At 62.4% G+C, this 15,014-nt stretch carries 13 protein-coding genes; 3 read left to right on the top strand and 10 right to left on the bottom strand.

The features are described 5' to 3' along the window. The first annotated feature begins 172 nt into the window (after positions 1 to 172). Complete coding sequence (locus tag AYM40_RS27005) at positions 173 to 1,384, top strand: D-amino acid dehydrogenase (protein ID WP_063499196.1); 1,212 nt, start codon at positions 173 to 175, stop codon at positions 1,382 to 1,384. 105 nt (positions 1,385 to 1,489) lie between these two features. Next, complete coding sequence (locus tag AYM40_RS27010) at positions 1,490 to 1,759, top strand: BON domain-containing protein (RefSeq protein WP_063499197.1); 270 nt, start codon at positions 1,490 to 1,492, stop codon at positions 1,757 to 1,759. 147 nt (positions 1,760 to 1,906) lie between these two features. On the opposite strand, the gene AYM40_RS40680 is transcribed toward AYM40_RS27010, so the two are convergent. The 6 genes from AYM40_RS40680 to AYM40_RS27030 form a co-directional block, all read right to left on the bottom strand. Beyond that, positions 1,907 to 2,113 (bottom strand): hypothetical protein, encoded by a 207-nt coding sequence (locus AYM40_RS40680; protein WP_148662310.1) that lies wholly within the window; start codon positions 2,111 to 2,113, stop codon positions 1,907 to 1,909. Between the two features lie 31 nt (positions 2,114 to 2,144). After that, positions 2,145 to 2,267 (bottom strand): hypothetical protein, encoded by a 123-nt coding sequence (locus AYM40_RS43295; RefSeq protein ID WP_256390498.1) that lies wholly within the window; start codon positions 2,265 to 2,267, stop codon positions 2,145 to 2,147. A 299-nt stretch (positions 2,268 to 2,566) separates the two neighbouring features. Next, on the bottom strand, positions 2,567 to 3,271 hold the full coding sequence (locus AYM40_RS27015; RefSeq protein WP_063500729.1) for an HAD family hydrolase: 705 nt from the start codon (positions 3,269 to 3,271) through the stop codon (positions 2,567 to 2,569). Between the two features lie 15 nt (positions 3,272 to 3,286). Beyond that, positions 3,287 to 4,324 carry a phosphogluconate dehydrogenase (NAD(+)-dependent, decarboxylating) gene (gene gnd / locus AYM40_RS27020; RefSeq protein WP_063499198.1) on the bottom strand — a complete coding sequence of 346 codons (1,038 nt, stop codon included), beginning with the start codon at positions 4,322 to 4,324 and terminating at the stop codon, positions 3,287 to 3,289. Positions 4,325 to 4,615: 291 nt separating this feature from the next. Beyond that, complete coding sequence (locus tag AYM40_RS27025; RefSeq protein ID WP_063499199.1) at positions 4,616 to 5,971, bottom strand: sugar efflux transporter; 1,356 nt, start codon at positions 5,969 to 5,971, stop codon at positions 4,616 to 4,618. Further along, a complete protein-coding gene (locus AYM40_RS27030) occupies positions 5,937 to 6,254 on the bottom strand; it encodes a DUF2628 domain-containing protein (protein ID WP_063499200.1) in 318 nt (105 codons plus the stop codon). The genes AYM40_RS27025 and AYM40_RS27030 overlap by 35 nt, the downstream gene beginning before the upstream one ends. A gap of 226 nt (positions 6,255 to 6,480) precedes the next feature. Between AYM40_RS27030 and AYM40_RS27035 the strand changes: the two genes are divergently transcribed. Then, positions 6,481 to 6,801: a thioredoxin family protein gene (locus tag AYM40_RS27035; protein ID WP_063499201.1), complete on the top strand. Its 321-nt coding sequence runs from the start codon at positions 6,481 to 6,483 to the stop codon at positions 6,799 to 6,801. A 169-nt stretch (positions 6,802 to 6,970) separates the two neighbouring features. Here AYM40_RS27035 and AYM40_RS27040 read toward each other — a convergent pair whose 3' ends face one another. From AYM40_RS27040 to tkt, 4 genes are all read right to left on the bottom strand, one after another. After that, the gene (locus AYM40_RS27040) at positions 6,971 to 9,124 is read right to left on the bottom strand and encodes a hybrid sensor histidine kinase/response regulator (protein ID WP_181448472.1); all 2,154 of its coding nucleotides are present in this window, start codon (positions 9,122 to 9,124) and stop codon (positions 6,971 to 6,973) included. Positions 9,125 to 9,356: 232 nt separating this feature from the next. Further along, complete coding sequence (gene glgX, locus AYM40_RS27045) at positions 9,357 to 11,567, bottom strand: glycogen debranching protein GlgX (protein ID WP_063499203.1); 2,211 nt, start codon at positions 11,565 to 11,567, stop codon at positions 9,357 to 9,359. A 163-nt stretch (positions 11,568 to 11,730) separates the two neighbouring features. Beyond that, entirely contained in the window at positions 11,731 to 12,189 is a 459-nt protein-coding gene (locus tag AYM40_RS27050) for a response regulator (protein WP_420488521.1), read from the bottom strand. A 571-nt stretch (positions 12,190 to 12,760) separates the two neighbouring features. Then, positions 12,761 to 14,833, bottom strand: coding sequence for a transketolase (gene tkt / locus AYM40_RS27055; RefSeq protein WP_063499205.1), 2,073 nt, complete (start codon positions 14,831 to 14,833; stop codon positions 12,761 to 12,763). Between the last annotated feature and the right edge of the window lie 181 nt (positions 14,834 to 15,014).

Consider the following 15,014-nt stretch of genomic DNA (forward strand, 5'->3'; position numbering starts at 1 on the left):
ATCTGGAGAGCGGCGCCGTGCGCGCCCACCGAAGGGGATTCCCCGCATACCGCTTACGTCGCGCGCGTATGCTCACGGGAAGAAACTCTCAGGTACATGAACAGATGGGGCATCGACGCCGGTTTCGATACGAAATCGACACCGGTGATGCTCAACTACTCTGGATCATGTCATGTCAAGAATCGCCATTATCGGCGCCGGCATTACCGGCGTCACGACTGCTCACGCCCTGGCGCAGCGCGGCCACCACGTCACCGTGTTCGAACGTCATCGCTATGCGGCGATGGAGACCTCGTTCGCCAACGGTGGCCAACTGTCCGCCAGCAATGCGGAAGTCTGGAACAGTGCGGCCACCGTGCTGAAGGGGTTGCGCTGGATGCTCACGCGCGACGCCCCGCTGCTGCTCAATCCGATGCCCACGTGGCACAAGTATTCGTGGATGGGCGAATTTTTACGGCAGATTCCGCGCTATCGCGCGAACACCGTCGAAACGGTGCGGCTCGCGATTGCAGCGCGTGAGCATCTGTTTTCGATCGCCGAGCGCGAGGGGATCGACTTCGATCTGGAGCGGCGCGGCATTTTGCACATCTATAAGACGCGCAAGGAATTCGATGCCGCGAGCAAGGTGAATGAATTGCTGCGCGAAGGCGGCCTGGACCGGAATCCGGTGACGTCGAGCGAGTTGCATGCGATCGAGCCTACGCTGCAGGGTGATTTTTTTGGCGGTTTTTTTACGCCTTCGGATTCGACTGGCGATATTCACAAGTTCACACGTGGGCTTGCAGAGGCGTGCGCGCGGCATGGCGTGGAGTTTCATTACGATGCGGAAATTACGGCTATCGAACAGCCGGCTGAGGGGCGGTTTTCGCTGAGCGTGAATCTGGCCGGTGAGCCGCAGCAGTTTGCTTTTGAGCAGATCGTGGTGTGTGCCGGTGTAAAGAGCCGCGATTTTGCGGCAATGCTGGGCGATCACGTGAATGTCTACCCGGTGAAGGGCTATTCGATCACCGTTTGCCTCGACGATGAAGTGAGCCAGCAGCGCGCGCCGTGGGTGAGTCTGCTCGACGATAGCGCGAAGATCGTGACTAGCCGGCTCGGCGTGGATCGGTTTCGGGTCGCCGGCACGGCGGAGATCAATGGGTTCAATCGGGATATTCGGTCGGATCGGATCGCGCCTTTGGTCGACTGGACTCGACGGTATTTTCCTGAGGTGTCGACTTCGAAGGTGATTCCATGGGCTGGGTTACGGCCTATGCTGCCGAGTATGTTGCCGAAGGTGGGGCGCGGGAAACGGCGCGGCGTCTTTTATAACACCGGGCATGGGCATTTGGGGTGGACGTTGTCGGCGGCTACGGCGCAGGTCGTGGCTGGGTCTATTCAATAGGTCTTGTTTTTGCCTGCGCGGCGCTTGTTGGTCTGTGCTTTTGTGGCGTTGGCCTTGACATCTGCTAGTGTTGTCCAATCGCTGTCCCCTCTCGAGGGAATCTCCATGGCTAGCTCCCGCTCCGCCGCGCGCAGCAACGCAAGCACGCACCTCACCGATGGACAGATCGCCGCAGAAGCGATCAGGCGCCTAGCCTGGGATGCAGCCCTTCCCCCAAACGTCCTGCATGTCAAAGTCTTACACGGCCGCATCAGCCTGCTAGGCGAACTTCACCGCGAGCAACAAAGAACCGCAGCACTCGAAGACGTCTCCCGCCTGTTCGGCGTAACAGGCATTTCAGACCACACGACGATAAAACCAAGCGTGTTGATATAGCCTTTCGCGTGATAGCCAGGCGCGCGCAGATTGTCGTGGCGTGGAGTGTGGAGCGGCCGATTCGATTGCCGGCCCGAACGGTGGCTAGCGCCCGCTCGATTGTTCGATTGTGCGACTGCTCGTTCGCGGGTTTTCAGTTGAAGGGTCTCAAACCGGCTCTTTCTGGTCCCGTTGTGGCGGCTGGTAGCGCCATTTGCTGGCATTGGGATCGTTGCGCGCGTCGTCGCGTTCGCGTTGTTCGGCGCGCGCTTCATCGGCGCGGCCGAGTTCGGCGCGCCGGTCGCGCACGGCGCCTGGGGAATCGGATTGGCGCAACGGCGACGGCGAGCGCCGCTGAGAAGGTAATAGTGACATGGAGCCTCCCTTTTCGAGGATGTGGGACAAATCAACGTTTCTTGCCGGTCCAGCGGCGGTCCGGGCGGTGCAGGAGACGCAACTGACGCAGGTACATCGAGGCGCCGAACATCAGCACCATGCCGGCCACGATGCCCCAGATTGCGGATGTCATGATTTTTCCTTGGCCCGCCGGCCGCACAGCGCTTGATTGCCTGCGACGTGAAAGCGGGCGTCCGATTGAGCGCGCGGCTGATTTTGAGCAAACCTGTTTACGACGCGCGCCAAGCAAGGATCATGCGCTCAATTGGGCGCCGTGTCTGTACGTTGTTGGACTATTGATCTGTTGAGCCGTCGGCCCGCTGAAGTGCCCGAGGCTGCCGGTCTTGCGCCAGACTTTAAGCGAGCATTAAGTCGATGCGGTTACCCTCGATATGCTAAATGCGCGACGGCGGACCGCATCTGATTGGGGGCCTAAGCGCCCCCTGCCGTCCCGCCGCTCAGAAGCAGATTGACGTCGATATCAGCCAGTTCCCCAATCCTCTCAATCGTCACATCCGCAGGCGGATTGCTGGATATCTCTTTGGGATCGAAGGCGTAATGCCCCTGGCGAGGAAAAACCGTAGTCAGCCTCTCCCCCCAGGCCTTCTTCATGGCCGTCAAAATCCGCAACTTGTCATCCACCATCACGTACTGCCGGGCCGGATAACACTCCATCACCTGATCGAGCATCTGCTCCTTATGGATGTAGATCAAAACCCGTCCCTCGACCTCGTCCCATAAGCCCGAGCGGGCGATCTTGCGCGGCTGGAACACCACATCGCCATCGGACAAAATCACCGCGGGCCCATGCTTCGACACGTTTTTGATCGCATCCAATGCCCCCGGATACAGCCGGTTCGCAAATGGATACTCGATCAGAAACGACGACATCAGCAACAGGCGCGTGTCCCGAGGCTGCTCCAGCCGATAGCGCTGCAACGCTCCAAGGTAATCGGCGTAACCAAGCTCCGCGCGCAAGTCTTCAAATATTTCCCAGTACCGCGCGCTGTTCTTCTCGCCGAACTCCCGGATCATGTGCGCACGTAAATCCGCCAGCACATGATCGTTGTCCAGCAACGTGTTATCGCAATCGAACAGAAACACGACGTCGTGAGGCGTAGCATTAGCGGCTTCCATTCCGGCTCCCATGAATTAGCTCGTGTGCCCAGCGGCCGGCGTGGCCGCTTTCTCGACGTGACCGCCAAAGTCGTGCCGCATCGCCGATAACACCCGGTTCGCAAAATCCGCGTCGCCCCGCGAGCTGAAACGCGCGAACAGCGCCGCGCTCAGCACCGGCGTGGGCACGCCTTCGTCGATCGCCGCCGCCACGGTCCAGCGCCCTTCGCCCGAGTCCGATACGCGTCCTGCGTAGCTTTGCAGATCGGCGTCGCTGACGAGCGATCCCGCTATCAGGTCCAGCAGCCACGAACCGATCACGCTGCCGCGCCGCCATACCTCGGTGACCTCGGCGAGATTCAATTCGTACTGGTAAAGCTCGGGACGGCGCAGCGGCGATGTTTCGGCATCGGCTTCGCGCGCGTGTTTGCCGGCGTCGGCGTGGCGCAGGATGTTCAGGCCTTCGGCATACGCGGCCATCATTCCGTATTCGATGCCGTTGTGGACCATCTTCACAAAGTGTCCCGCCCCCTGCGGACCGCAATGCAGGAAGCCCTGATCGGCCGTGCTGGCGCCGGCTGGGCGGCCTGGCGTGGCAGGCGCCGCGCCCGCACCCGGCGCGAGCGTCGAGAAAATCGGTTCGAGCCGCTTCACGACCTCAGTCTCGCCGCCGATCATCAGGCAGTAGCCGCGCTCACGGCCTGCGACGCCGCCGCTCGTGCCGACGTCCACATAGTGAAGCTGACGGCTGGCCAGGTCGGCGCTGCGGCGAATGTCGTCGTGGTAATAGGAGTTGCCGCCGTCGATCACGATGTCGCCGGGCTCCAGCAAGGGCACGAGGTTCCCGAGCGTCTTGTCGACTACCGCGGCGGGCACCATCAGCCACACCGCGCGCGGTTTTTGCAGTTGCGCGACCAGGTCTTCGAGCGACGCTGCACCTGCTATGCCCTCCTGCTTCAGCTTGTCCACCGCGGCCGCTTGCACGTCGTAAGCGATGCATTGCTGACCGCCCTTCGTCAGGCGACGCACCATGTCCGCGCCCATGCGTCCCAATCCAATCATGCCTAGTTGCATATCTCGCTCCGGAAAGTGTCTCGTTGCGCACTTCGATCTGGTTCGGCGTACTGGCGCCATGCTGCGCGTTTCATCTGCGGCAAGTGGCTCTTCTGACTGTAGGTGCGTTTACGTGATTCGACGAACACACGGTAGCAGCCTAGGATCGTCCGCGCAGTGAATCGGCCATCCTCGCCGGCATTGAACGACGATACGCTTCTTTGCAGCGGTTTTGCACAGCCTGAAGTTCCGGACGTGCGTTGGTGCGAACCGCGTGCGAGCCGCGTGCGAGCCGCGTGCGAACCGCGAGCCCTATCGCTGCCGCACCTGAAGCTTCCCGTATTGCGTGCGCGCAAAACGCCGCACCGCACGCCACATCTGCGGATAGCGGTAACCCGGCACGGCGAACAGCACCAGCGCGCAAAGCGCCAGCAAACCGCAGAACAGGAACGTGCCGCGATAGCTGAACGCCTGCACCAGCAAACCCGACAAAATGCCGGAGAGAATCGAGCCGACCCGCGCGGCATTGAAGAACAGCGCGGTCGCGCGGCCCGGCGAGTGCGGCATCAGATCCTGCACGTAGGTCATGCCGAGGCATGAGGTCACCGCGACGACGAATGCGTTAAGGATCTGCATCGGGATCAGCACGTGGACGTTCCCCGCCAGCGACATCGCGACGAAATACACGGCGTGAACCGCCGCGCAGGCGGCCAGCCAGTTGGGCTTGTGCAGCGTCGACGACTTCGCGCCGAGCGCGAGCATCATCGGAATTTCCGTCAAGGCACCAAGGCCGAGCATCACCGACACGTCGAGATGCGTGCCGTTCAGGCCGTGCACAATGTAGAGCGGCAGCACGATCATGGTGGCGTTCGCGGCGAGACCTAGCAAGGTGAGCGCGGCCACGGCACGACGGATGTCGTTCGGCGAGGCGACGCCCGGCAGGTCCTCGTGTGCATCTTCGCCGGGCGCGGTCAGTGGCGGCACGGTGATCGAGGCCAATGGTTCCGATGCCGTGTCCTCCACCGTGTGATCGCCCAGATGGCCTTGCGGCTCCCGCATGCGCCAGACGATCGCCGCGCAGGCCGCGAAACTTGCCGCGGCGAACAGGAAAAGCCCATAAAAGCCGGCGGCGGCAAGCACCAGTGCGCCCACCGACGGACCGAACACCCACGCCGCCGACAGGATGGTCCGCAAGGTGGCGCTCGCGAACGCGCGCTCCGCGAGGTCCTGCACCGGCAGCGCCGCGCGGCTGAACGAGAACACCATCGAAATGGCCGAGCCGGCCGCGCCGATAAAGACAATGCCGACCGCCAGCAACAGCCGGTAGTCACGCACCACGCATAAGCATAGGTAGCCCAATGCGGCGGCCACCAGCGCCGCCAGCAGCAACGGCCGGTGCCGTCCGCTGGCATCGCTCCAGCGGCCGGCGACGGCGCTGGCGAGCACCCCGCTGGCGGCAATCAGCGTCATGAAGATGCCGAGCTTGAGCGGCGTCATGCCGGCGCGCTCGACGCCGAACAGCGACAGATAGGGCGCGGTGAACGACATCGCCACACCGAGCATGAGGGTGGCGGCGGCCAGCGGCTTGAAGCCAGGGATGCGCAGCAGGTCGAAAAAACGGGCGGTTTTCAAGCTACTTGCCCTCGCCCGCCGGCGGCACGACGACATATCCGCGCTGTTCGAGCGTCCAACGGTGCCACTGGTTGCCATAGACACCACAGGCAATGCCGAACAGCACGGACAGCACCAGTCCGATCGTGCCGACCGTTTCACCCCATAGGCCCGTGAAAAACAGCAGCGTATTGACCGCCAGCATGATGAACGTGGCAAACCACATTCTCTTCGACATGGCCCAGACGAAGCCCAACAGCAACGCGCCCCAGCTGAAGCCCGTAGCAACCGCGACGGTTTCGTCCGTGCCGGGACGCTGAAGGTAGATCCTTTCTGCCATATTCTTTCCTGAACCCGATGATGCCGCTGGAGCGAATCATGACGTTTAACAGGTCACGCTGGCAAGACGATGGGCTTGTGCGAAATTTGCGCGACGACGCACGCCCTGCTCCCCTCACGGACGATTCCGCCCATTGCTGCTACTCTTTATCCAATCCACGCGCAGCAGGCGCCCCCGCGCAAGCGGACACCGCTGTCCGCGAAGGTAAAAAAGCACCGGAACACCCATGACGACCCAGACACCCTATTCCTCCCACGCCCCCTCCCGAGCCGAAGTCGACACCCTGCCGGGCGCCACGGTCATAGAATTCGGCACCAACTGGTGCGGCTACTGCCAGGGCGCGCAAGCCTCGATTGCTAAAGCCCTCGAACCCCATGCCGGCATCCGGCATCTCAAGGTCGAAGACGGCCCAGGCCGCCCGCTCGGGCGCTCCTTCAAGGTCAAACTCTGGCCCACGCTGGTCCTCATGCGCGACGGCGCCGAAGTCGCACGCATCGTGCGTCCGACCGATGCCACGGACATAGCCAAGGCTTTTGCTTCGCTCTAGCAAGACTTCGTCCGCAAACCGGACCAACGGGAGCACACCTCATGGACACCCGTAGCGAGCGGCAACGACGGCCTCGCCAGGCGTTTCGTCCAACGACGGTGCAGCGCAGGAAAAGGGCGAGTCCCAGGGTGAGCAGCGCCTGCCGCGAATCCGGCTCGCCGAGGTGGCTTTACGGTTCGCATGCCACCAGGGCGTGCAGCTCGTCGATATTGAAGGGTTTGGCGAGTATCGCTACGCCGAGCCGGCGCGCCCGTTCGAGTTCGTCGGCGTAGCCGGTCATCAGCGCGATCTTCTGCGCAGGCCACGCGCTGCGTACTTTCTCCGCGAAGTCGATGCCGTTGAGCTTGCCCGGCATCTGAATGTCGGACAGCACGAGTTCGAACTTCGCGCCGCCGGCCAACACGTCGAACGCCTGGTCGGCGGTTGGCTCGTGCCGCACTTCGCAGCCGAAGGTTTCCAGCACGGCGGCAACGCCCGCCGCCACGTCTTCGTTGTCTTCCACCAGCAGAACGTTGCCCTTTGAAGCCGGCGCCGGCTGTTGCGCCGTGTCCACGTCCGGCGTCAACGCTTTCTGCCGCTCCCGATAACGCGGCAAATAAAGTCTGACCGTCGTGCCGCGGCCGAGCACGCTGTCGATTTTGGCCGTGCCGCCAGCCTGTTCGCACATGGCGAGGACCTGGGCGAGGCCGAGGCCGGTGCCCGAGCCGCGCAGCTTGGTGGTAAACAGCGGCTCGAACGCGCGACGGGTGACGGCTTCGGGCATGCCCTCGCCGTCGTCGGAGCAGGCAATCAGCACATATTCGCCGTCGGGCAGCAAGGTGTCGCTGCCCACCAGACGGTTATTCTGGCAACGGATCACGAAGCGGCCGCCGTGCGGCATCGCGTCGCGCGCGTTGACCGCCAGATTCATGATCGCGAATTCAAGGTCGGTCGGGTCGGCCAGCACCTGCCAGACGTTGTCGACCATGTTGAAGGCCATTTCGATGTTGTCGCCGAGCGCCGCGTCGATCAGCGGCGCCGCGCTCGGCAGCCAGGTGGCGAGGTTGAGCCGTTCCTGCTTGAGTGGCTGCTTCTTCGCCACGCTCAGGAGCTGCCGCGTCAGCGATTCCGCTGAGGCGGTGGCGCGCTCAATGGCTTGCACCTCTTTTTCCAGCTTGTTATAGCGCTTCAAACGCGCCAGTTCGGTGTTAGCCGACACCACCATCAGCAGATTGTTGAAGTCGTGCGCGACATTGGCGACGAGATTGCCGAGCGCGCCCATGCGCTGCAATTGCCGGCTCGACGCCTCCGCGGAAAGACGCATGGCCACTTCGCCTTGCCAGCGCTCCCACGCGCGGCGCTCGCCGGCGAGCCGGCGCAACGAGAAAAACACCAGCAGCCAGATCGCCACACAAGGCACCGCGGCGATCGCCGCGATCGCCATGAAGTGCTGGCGCCACGCGCCGCCGATCGAAGCAGTCTCATACGCGCTCACGACATAGAGCGGATAATCGCCGACCCGGCGAAACGCCAGTAGCCGTTCAACGCCGTCGACCGTGGAAGTTAGACGGATGTGACCGAATAGCTGCTGGTCGCGCAATGCCGCGACGAACGCGCTATGCCGGGTGGGCCTGGCGCCGGCCGGCCACGTCGGATAACGCACTAGCAGACTGCCGTCCTGGCGGTACAGCCCTAACGAAAGCGACGTATCGCCATTCGTCAGCTCACGGTAGAAGCGCAAAAAATACTCGGTGCGCAGCGCCACGGACACCACGCCGAGAAACTGCCCGTTCTCGCCTGAGCGGCCGGTCGCGGTGTTGAACACATTGGTCTGCGACAGCGACCCGAACATGGGCTGGGAGAAATACGGCTGCGGCCGCATCGCTTTCGCGGCAATGAAGTCTTCGCGTTGACGCGTCGACATGACGGGCGCCGGATAAGTGCGGCTCGACGCCAGCAAATCGCCGTTCACGCCAAGCAGGTAGATCGACGCGACCTGCGGAAAGTCGCCGCCGATTTGCCGCAAACGGTCGTGCAATCCGGCTTCCTGCGCGCGGATCTGCGCGTCGTCGTCATTACCGAGCAGGTCGACAATGCGCGAGGCCATCTGCTGGTTGAGGTCCAGCACCTTGACAGCCTGTTCTTCGGTCACGCGCGCGAGCCGGTCGATCATGTCGTTCGCATCGGCAATCCGGCGCTGGTAATCAAAGTATCCATAACCCGCGAGGCAGGCCAGAGGAAACACAATCGAAACGGCGAGCACGATCAGAAGCACGCGTCGCGTTGCCGCGAAATTACGCGACGGCATGGGGAAATCGACTGCGACACGCTCCGCACGTTGCACGGTCACGATCTCCATGAAAGATGAGGACAGGTCGGGGCGGCGATGCACAACGCGCCCCACTTTGGTCGTGCGCTATTTCCTTTCCCGGAATTTACCGCACTTCTGCCGTTCTCCCTAGCGCGCCGGCGCATTGTCACTTCTTCGGTGCTTCGGCCACCGGCCTGCTTTCTATCGGCGGCGCTTCCTTCTCGATCTCATCGCGTGCCTGCTCCCAATACTCGTCAGGTCACGTTCACGCGGGGCGTTCGCATTCATCAGTGGTCAGTTGTTCTTCCAGGCGATCAAACACGCGCCGCGTCGCATGGCTCGGCGCGTCAAGTGCGAACAGCAGCAATGAACGGCCGGTTACCTGATACGCGTCGCCGGCGCTGAATTGAGGCAGCCCGGCGCGCACCGGCATGTTCGTATCCAGCAGACAAGTCCACTGGTCGCCCTCGGGAATGTCGGGCAGCGTGAAATTGACCACGTCGTGATGGGCATTCAGCACCAGCAGCAACGTCGCATCGGAGGCGGGGCGTCGAATGCCGCTCGCCTGAGCGCGCCCGTCAATCACAAACCCGAAGCAGCGCATCGACGGATCGTCCCACTGTTCCTGCGAAAGATCGGTGCCGTCTGGCGAAAGCCAGCGCGCGTCGGTCACGTCGAGCGCCTCGTTGTATTCGCCAGTCAGAAAGCGTCCGCGGCGCAGTACCGGCAGACGATGGCGCAACGTGGTCAGATTCTTGACGAACTCGGTCAGCGCGCGTCCATCGTCGTCGATGCCGTCCCAATCGACCCAGCTGATCTCGTTGTCCTGGCAATATGCATTGTTATTGCCCTTCTGCGTGCGGCCGAATTCGTCGCCCGCGAGCATCATCGGCGTGCCTTGCGAGAGCAGCAGCGTGGCTAGCAGATTGCGTTTCTGGCGCTCGCGTTGCTCACGGATATCCGCATCGTCGCTTGGGCCTTCGACGCCCATGTTCCATGATTTGTTGTCCGAATGACCGTCCTTGTTGTCTTCGCCGTTGGCCTCGTTATGCTTGTCGTTGTACGACACCAGATCGTTGAGCGTGAAGCCGTCATGCGCGCAGATGAAATTGACGCTCGCCCACGGACGCCGCCCACGACGATTGAACCTGTCGCCCGAACCGGTCAAACGTGTCGCGAGATCGGCGACCTTGCCTTCGTCGCCCTTCCAGTATTCGCGCACCGTGTCGCGGAAGCGGTCGTTCCATTCCGCCCAGCCTGGCGGAAAGCCGCCCACCTGATAGCCGCCGGGTCCGCAGTCCCACGGCTCGGCAACCAGCCGCACGCTCGAAAGCACCGGATCCTGCCGGCAGCTGTCGAGGAACCCGCCGCCTTCGTCGAACCCGTGCGGCTCGCGGCCAAGAATCGTGGCGAGGTCGAAACGGAAACCGTCGACTTTCATTTCCGTTACCCAGTAGCGCAGGCTGTCGGTCACCATCTGCAGCACGCGTGGATGGGACAGATTGAGCGTGTTGCCGGTGCCGGTATCGTTGATGTAATAGCGCGGCTCATCGGGCATCAGCCGATAGTAGGATGCATTGTCGATGCCTTTGAAGGAAATCGTCGGACCGCGCTCGTTGCCTTCGGCGGTGTGGTTGTAGACCACGTCGAGAATGACTTCGAGGTTGGCGCTATGAAAGCGGTCCACCATGTCCTTGAATTCGCCAACCGGGTTGGTCGAAGACGCGAAGAAGCGCGGATCGGCCGCGAAGAACCCGATCGTGTTGTAGCCCCAGTAGTTGGTGAGACCTTTGTCGAGCAGATAGCTGTCGTTGACGAAGGTCTGAACCGGCAACAATTGGACTGATGTGACGCCGAGGCCTTTGATGTAGTCGACCACGACGGGCTGGCCGAGACCTGCGAAGGTGCCGCGCAAATTCTCCGGCACTTCAGGATGACGTTGGGTAAAACCGCGCACATGGGTCTCATAGAAGATCGCGCGCTCCCAGGGCAGCGCGTTGCGTTCCGGATGACGCCACGAAAAGTTGGCGTCGACCACCTCGCACTTCGGCACGAAGGGCGCGCTGTCGCGTTCGTCGAATGACAGGTCGCCTTCTTCCGAATCGAGCGTATACCCAAAGATTTCCGGCGCCCACTTGAGCTCGCCGATATGCGCCTTGGCGTAGGGATCGAGCAGGAGTTTGTTCGGATTGAAGCGATGTCCTTGTTCCGGTTCATAGGGACCGTGAACCCGATAGCCGTACACCGCTCCCGGTTTCAGATTCGGCACGAACACGTGCCAGACCTCGTCGGTGTACTCCGGCAGTTCGATGCGTTCGATTTCCGTCGCGCCGGTGTCATCGAACAGACAGAGTTCGACCTTCGTTGCATGCGCTGAGAACAGCGCGAAATTGACACCGTTTCCGTTCCACGTCGCACCAAGCGGGAAAGGCGTGCCTTCCGCGATGCGCGTCGAGTAGCTGGACTGGGATGACATTGGGATTCCTGTGGAAGCCGAGGATGCCGGCACACGTGTTTGAAATGTGCAAGCTTGCCGGTTCAGCAAATTCCGGACCCAGGCGTTGCGTTCAGCACAAGGCCCCCTCAGGCAATCTCAACGCCTCAAGATTTTCAACCGATTTTCAACCGTCACGCCATTTTTACGGCGGTGCGATCGCATGCAGCGCGGCGGCCGACTCGAGCACGCGCAAGAGGCGCTCCGGCGTCAGGGGTTTGGCACAATGCGCGTCGAAACCCGCTGCCTTGGCACGCGCCCGGTCTTCGCGCGAAGCAAAAGCCGTACAGGCCACCAGCAGCATGTGCGAAGTCAATGGGTCGGCCCGCAGGCGACGAGCCAGTTCGAGGCCATCGAGGCCGGGCATCTTGATGTCGAGCAGAACGGCGAACGGCTGCCACTCGCAGGCCATGCCGCAAACGGCGAACGGGTCCAGCAGCGCGCGGCACTCGAAACCGTCAGCATTCAGGAGCATCTGCAAAGCTTCGGCCGCTTCCTGGTAATCGTCGACCACGAGCACGCGCCGGTTTGATGCCATCGCATACTGAATAGGCCGCCAGACCACGACGTCGTCGTTCTCGTCCATTCTGTTGTCGAACGTCACCATTTTCTCCCTGGCTTCTTCCGGGTGCCGTTCTGGCGCACCGAGGCATCTGCGTGCAAGATTCGCTCCCACCGCGCGGCGAGCGCTTATCGCTCGCCAGGCATTCGCTTCGGTTTTCGCCACGCCGCGCACGATTCGCCGCCACACACGCGCTACCCCACCACCATAGCTCACTGAGCGTCGCGCCGCTTCCTGATTTATGCCGTCTTGACTCTCCCCGATACATCGTGTGCAAGCACGAGATATTGCGTCGAAATATGGATAAAACGCACTTCCACCGTGCATGCCGCCCCTGGCGCGTGCATTGCGCAGGACTTCGTGTTCACCCCGACATCATCAGCCGCTGTATACGGACGGATATAGTCACTGCGAGTTCGGGAAAACACGCAAACGTCAGTTGAATGCAAACGCGACATCTGTCGGAAAAAGGCGGCACCGCGTTAAGGATTCCTGCTTACGGGTTATCCCGCGAAATCGTTGATGGACTCGTTCAACATGGCCAGTCGATCCGCGAGAATTGCAGCGGGTATTGAACCGGCAATGGCCGAAGACTTCAGCCCATGCTCGATGATCACGTGCCCTTCACGCGCGCAATCTGCTGCTTCGCCGCGTCATACACGTGCTCGACCGTGAAGCCGAACTTCTTCTTCAGGTCGGCGAAGGGCGCGGACGCGCCGAACGTATGCATCACCACCTGCGCGCCGAGCTTCCCGACATAGCGGTCCCAACCAAGCGACGCCGCCTGTTCGACCGCGACTCGCGCGTCCACTTCGGGTGGCAGCACGGCGTCCCGATATGCCTCGTCCTGGCGTTCGAAGATATCCCACGACGGCATCGACACCACCCGCGCCGCGATCCCTTCGCTCCTGAGCTTCTCGTAGGCCTCGACGCACAGCGACAGTTCGCTGCCCGTGGCGAGCAGGATCACCTCGGGCTTCTGCCCGTCAGGCGCATCGGCGAGCACATAAGCGCCCTTCTGCACGCCCTTGGCCGACGCATAGCGCGTGCGGTCCAGGGTCGGCAACGCCTGACGCGACACGACAATGCACGACGGCCGCCGCGCCTGCGACATCGCCACGCGCCAGGCCTCGGCGACTTCGTTGGCGTCGCCGGGGCGCAGCACGGTCAGCCCCGGCACGCCGCGCAGCGAGGCCAGTTGCTCGATCGGCTGATGGGTCGGCCCATCCTCCCCGACGCCAATCGAATCGTGCGTGAACACATAGATGGCCGGCACTTCCATGATCGCGGAAAGGCGAATCGGCGGCTTCATGTAGTCGCTGAAAATCAGGAAGGTCGAACCGAACGGCCGCAAATTCGACAACGCGAGGCCATTCACCGCTGCACCCATGCCGTGCTCGCGAATCCCGAAGTGAAGGTTGCAGCCGCCATAGTTGTCGTGTTCGAAGCTGCCCGCGCCTTCGAACTTCAGATTGGTCTTGGTGGACGGCGCGAGATCGGCCGCGCCGCCGATCATCCAGGGCACGCGCGCGGCAATCGCATTGAGCACCTTGCCCGACGAGTCGCGCGAGGCGATGCCCTTCGGGTCCGCATCGAACGTGGGGATGTCGCTGTCCCAGCCCGCGGGCAACGCATGCGCTGCCATCTGCGCGAATTCGCGCGACAGTTCCGGGTATTTCGCGTTGTACGCGTCGTACTTCGCCTGCCATGCCTCGCGCGCCGTCTTGCCGCGCGCACCGATGCCCTGCGCGAAGCGTTCGTGCACGTCGTCCGGGACATAGAAGAACTTGTCCTCGGGCCAGCCATAGAACTTCTTGGTAAGCGCGACTTCCTCGACACCGAGCGCTTCGCCGTGCGCGGCAGAAGTATCCTGCTTGTGCGGCGCCCCCCAGCCGATAATGCTGTGGACCACGATCAGCGTCGGCCTGTCCGTGATGCTTTTCGCTTCGACCAACGCAGCTTCCAGCGCCGCGGCGTCGTTCGCGTCGCTCACATGCAAGGTGTGCCAGTTGTAACCGCGAAAGCGGCTTTCCACCTCGTCGCTATACGCGAGATCGGTGTGGCCTTCAATCGTCACGCGGTTACTGTCGTAGATCCAGATCAGATTCGACAGCTTCAGATGCCCTGCGAGCGACGCCGCTTCGTGCGAGATGCCCTCCATCATGTCGCCGTCGCCGCATAGCGCGTAGACGCGGTAATCGAACAGCGGCGCGTCCGGCTTGTTGAAGTGGCTTTCGTACCAGCGCGACGCCATCGCCATGCCGACGCTATTGCCCAGCCCCTGGCCGAGCGGCCCGGTGGTCGTTTCCACGCCGGTGGTCAGACGGTATTCGGGGTGGCCCGGCGTGTTGCTGCCGAGCTGGCGGAAATGTTCGATGTCGTCGAGCGAGACGGCGGGCGAACCGGTCGGCTTACCGTCGTCGTCCACGGCCTTTACATTCGCCAGATGCAGCAGCGAGTACAGCAGCATCGACGCATGCCCCACCGAGAGCACGAAGCGGTCGCGGTTCGGCCACAGCGGCTCGTCCGGATCATAGCGAAGATGGTTTTGCCACAGATGATAGGCGACCGGCGCCAGTGCCATCGGCGTGCCGGGGTGACCGGAATTGGCCTTTTGCACAGCGTCCATCGATAGCGTGCGAATCGTGTTGATGCACAGCTGATCGAGGGCAGGATCGTTTTGCATGGGACACTCCTTGTTCGGCGGTTGGGAACTTCGCGGCGACGCGCTGTATCGGCGTGGCCGGCGAACCGTGTTCGCGTGGAAGAACGTGGAAAGAACGCATGAGGACCGCAAGGCTCATCGATAATGCGCCGATGCGCGCAAAACTGCACGGCGCTTTACGTCCGGTGCCATGGTGTGCCGT

This window comes from Paraburkholderia phytofirmans OLGA172 (assembly GCF_001634365.1).
Taxonomy (GTDB): domain Bacteria; phylum Pseudomonadota; class Gammaproteobacteria; order Burkholderiales; family Burkholderiaceae; genus Paraburkholderia.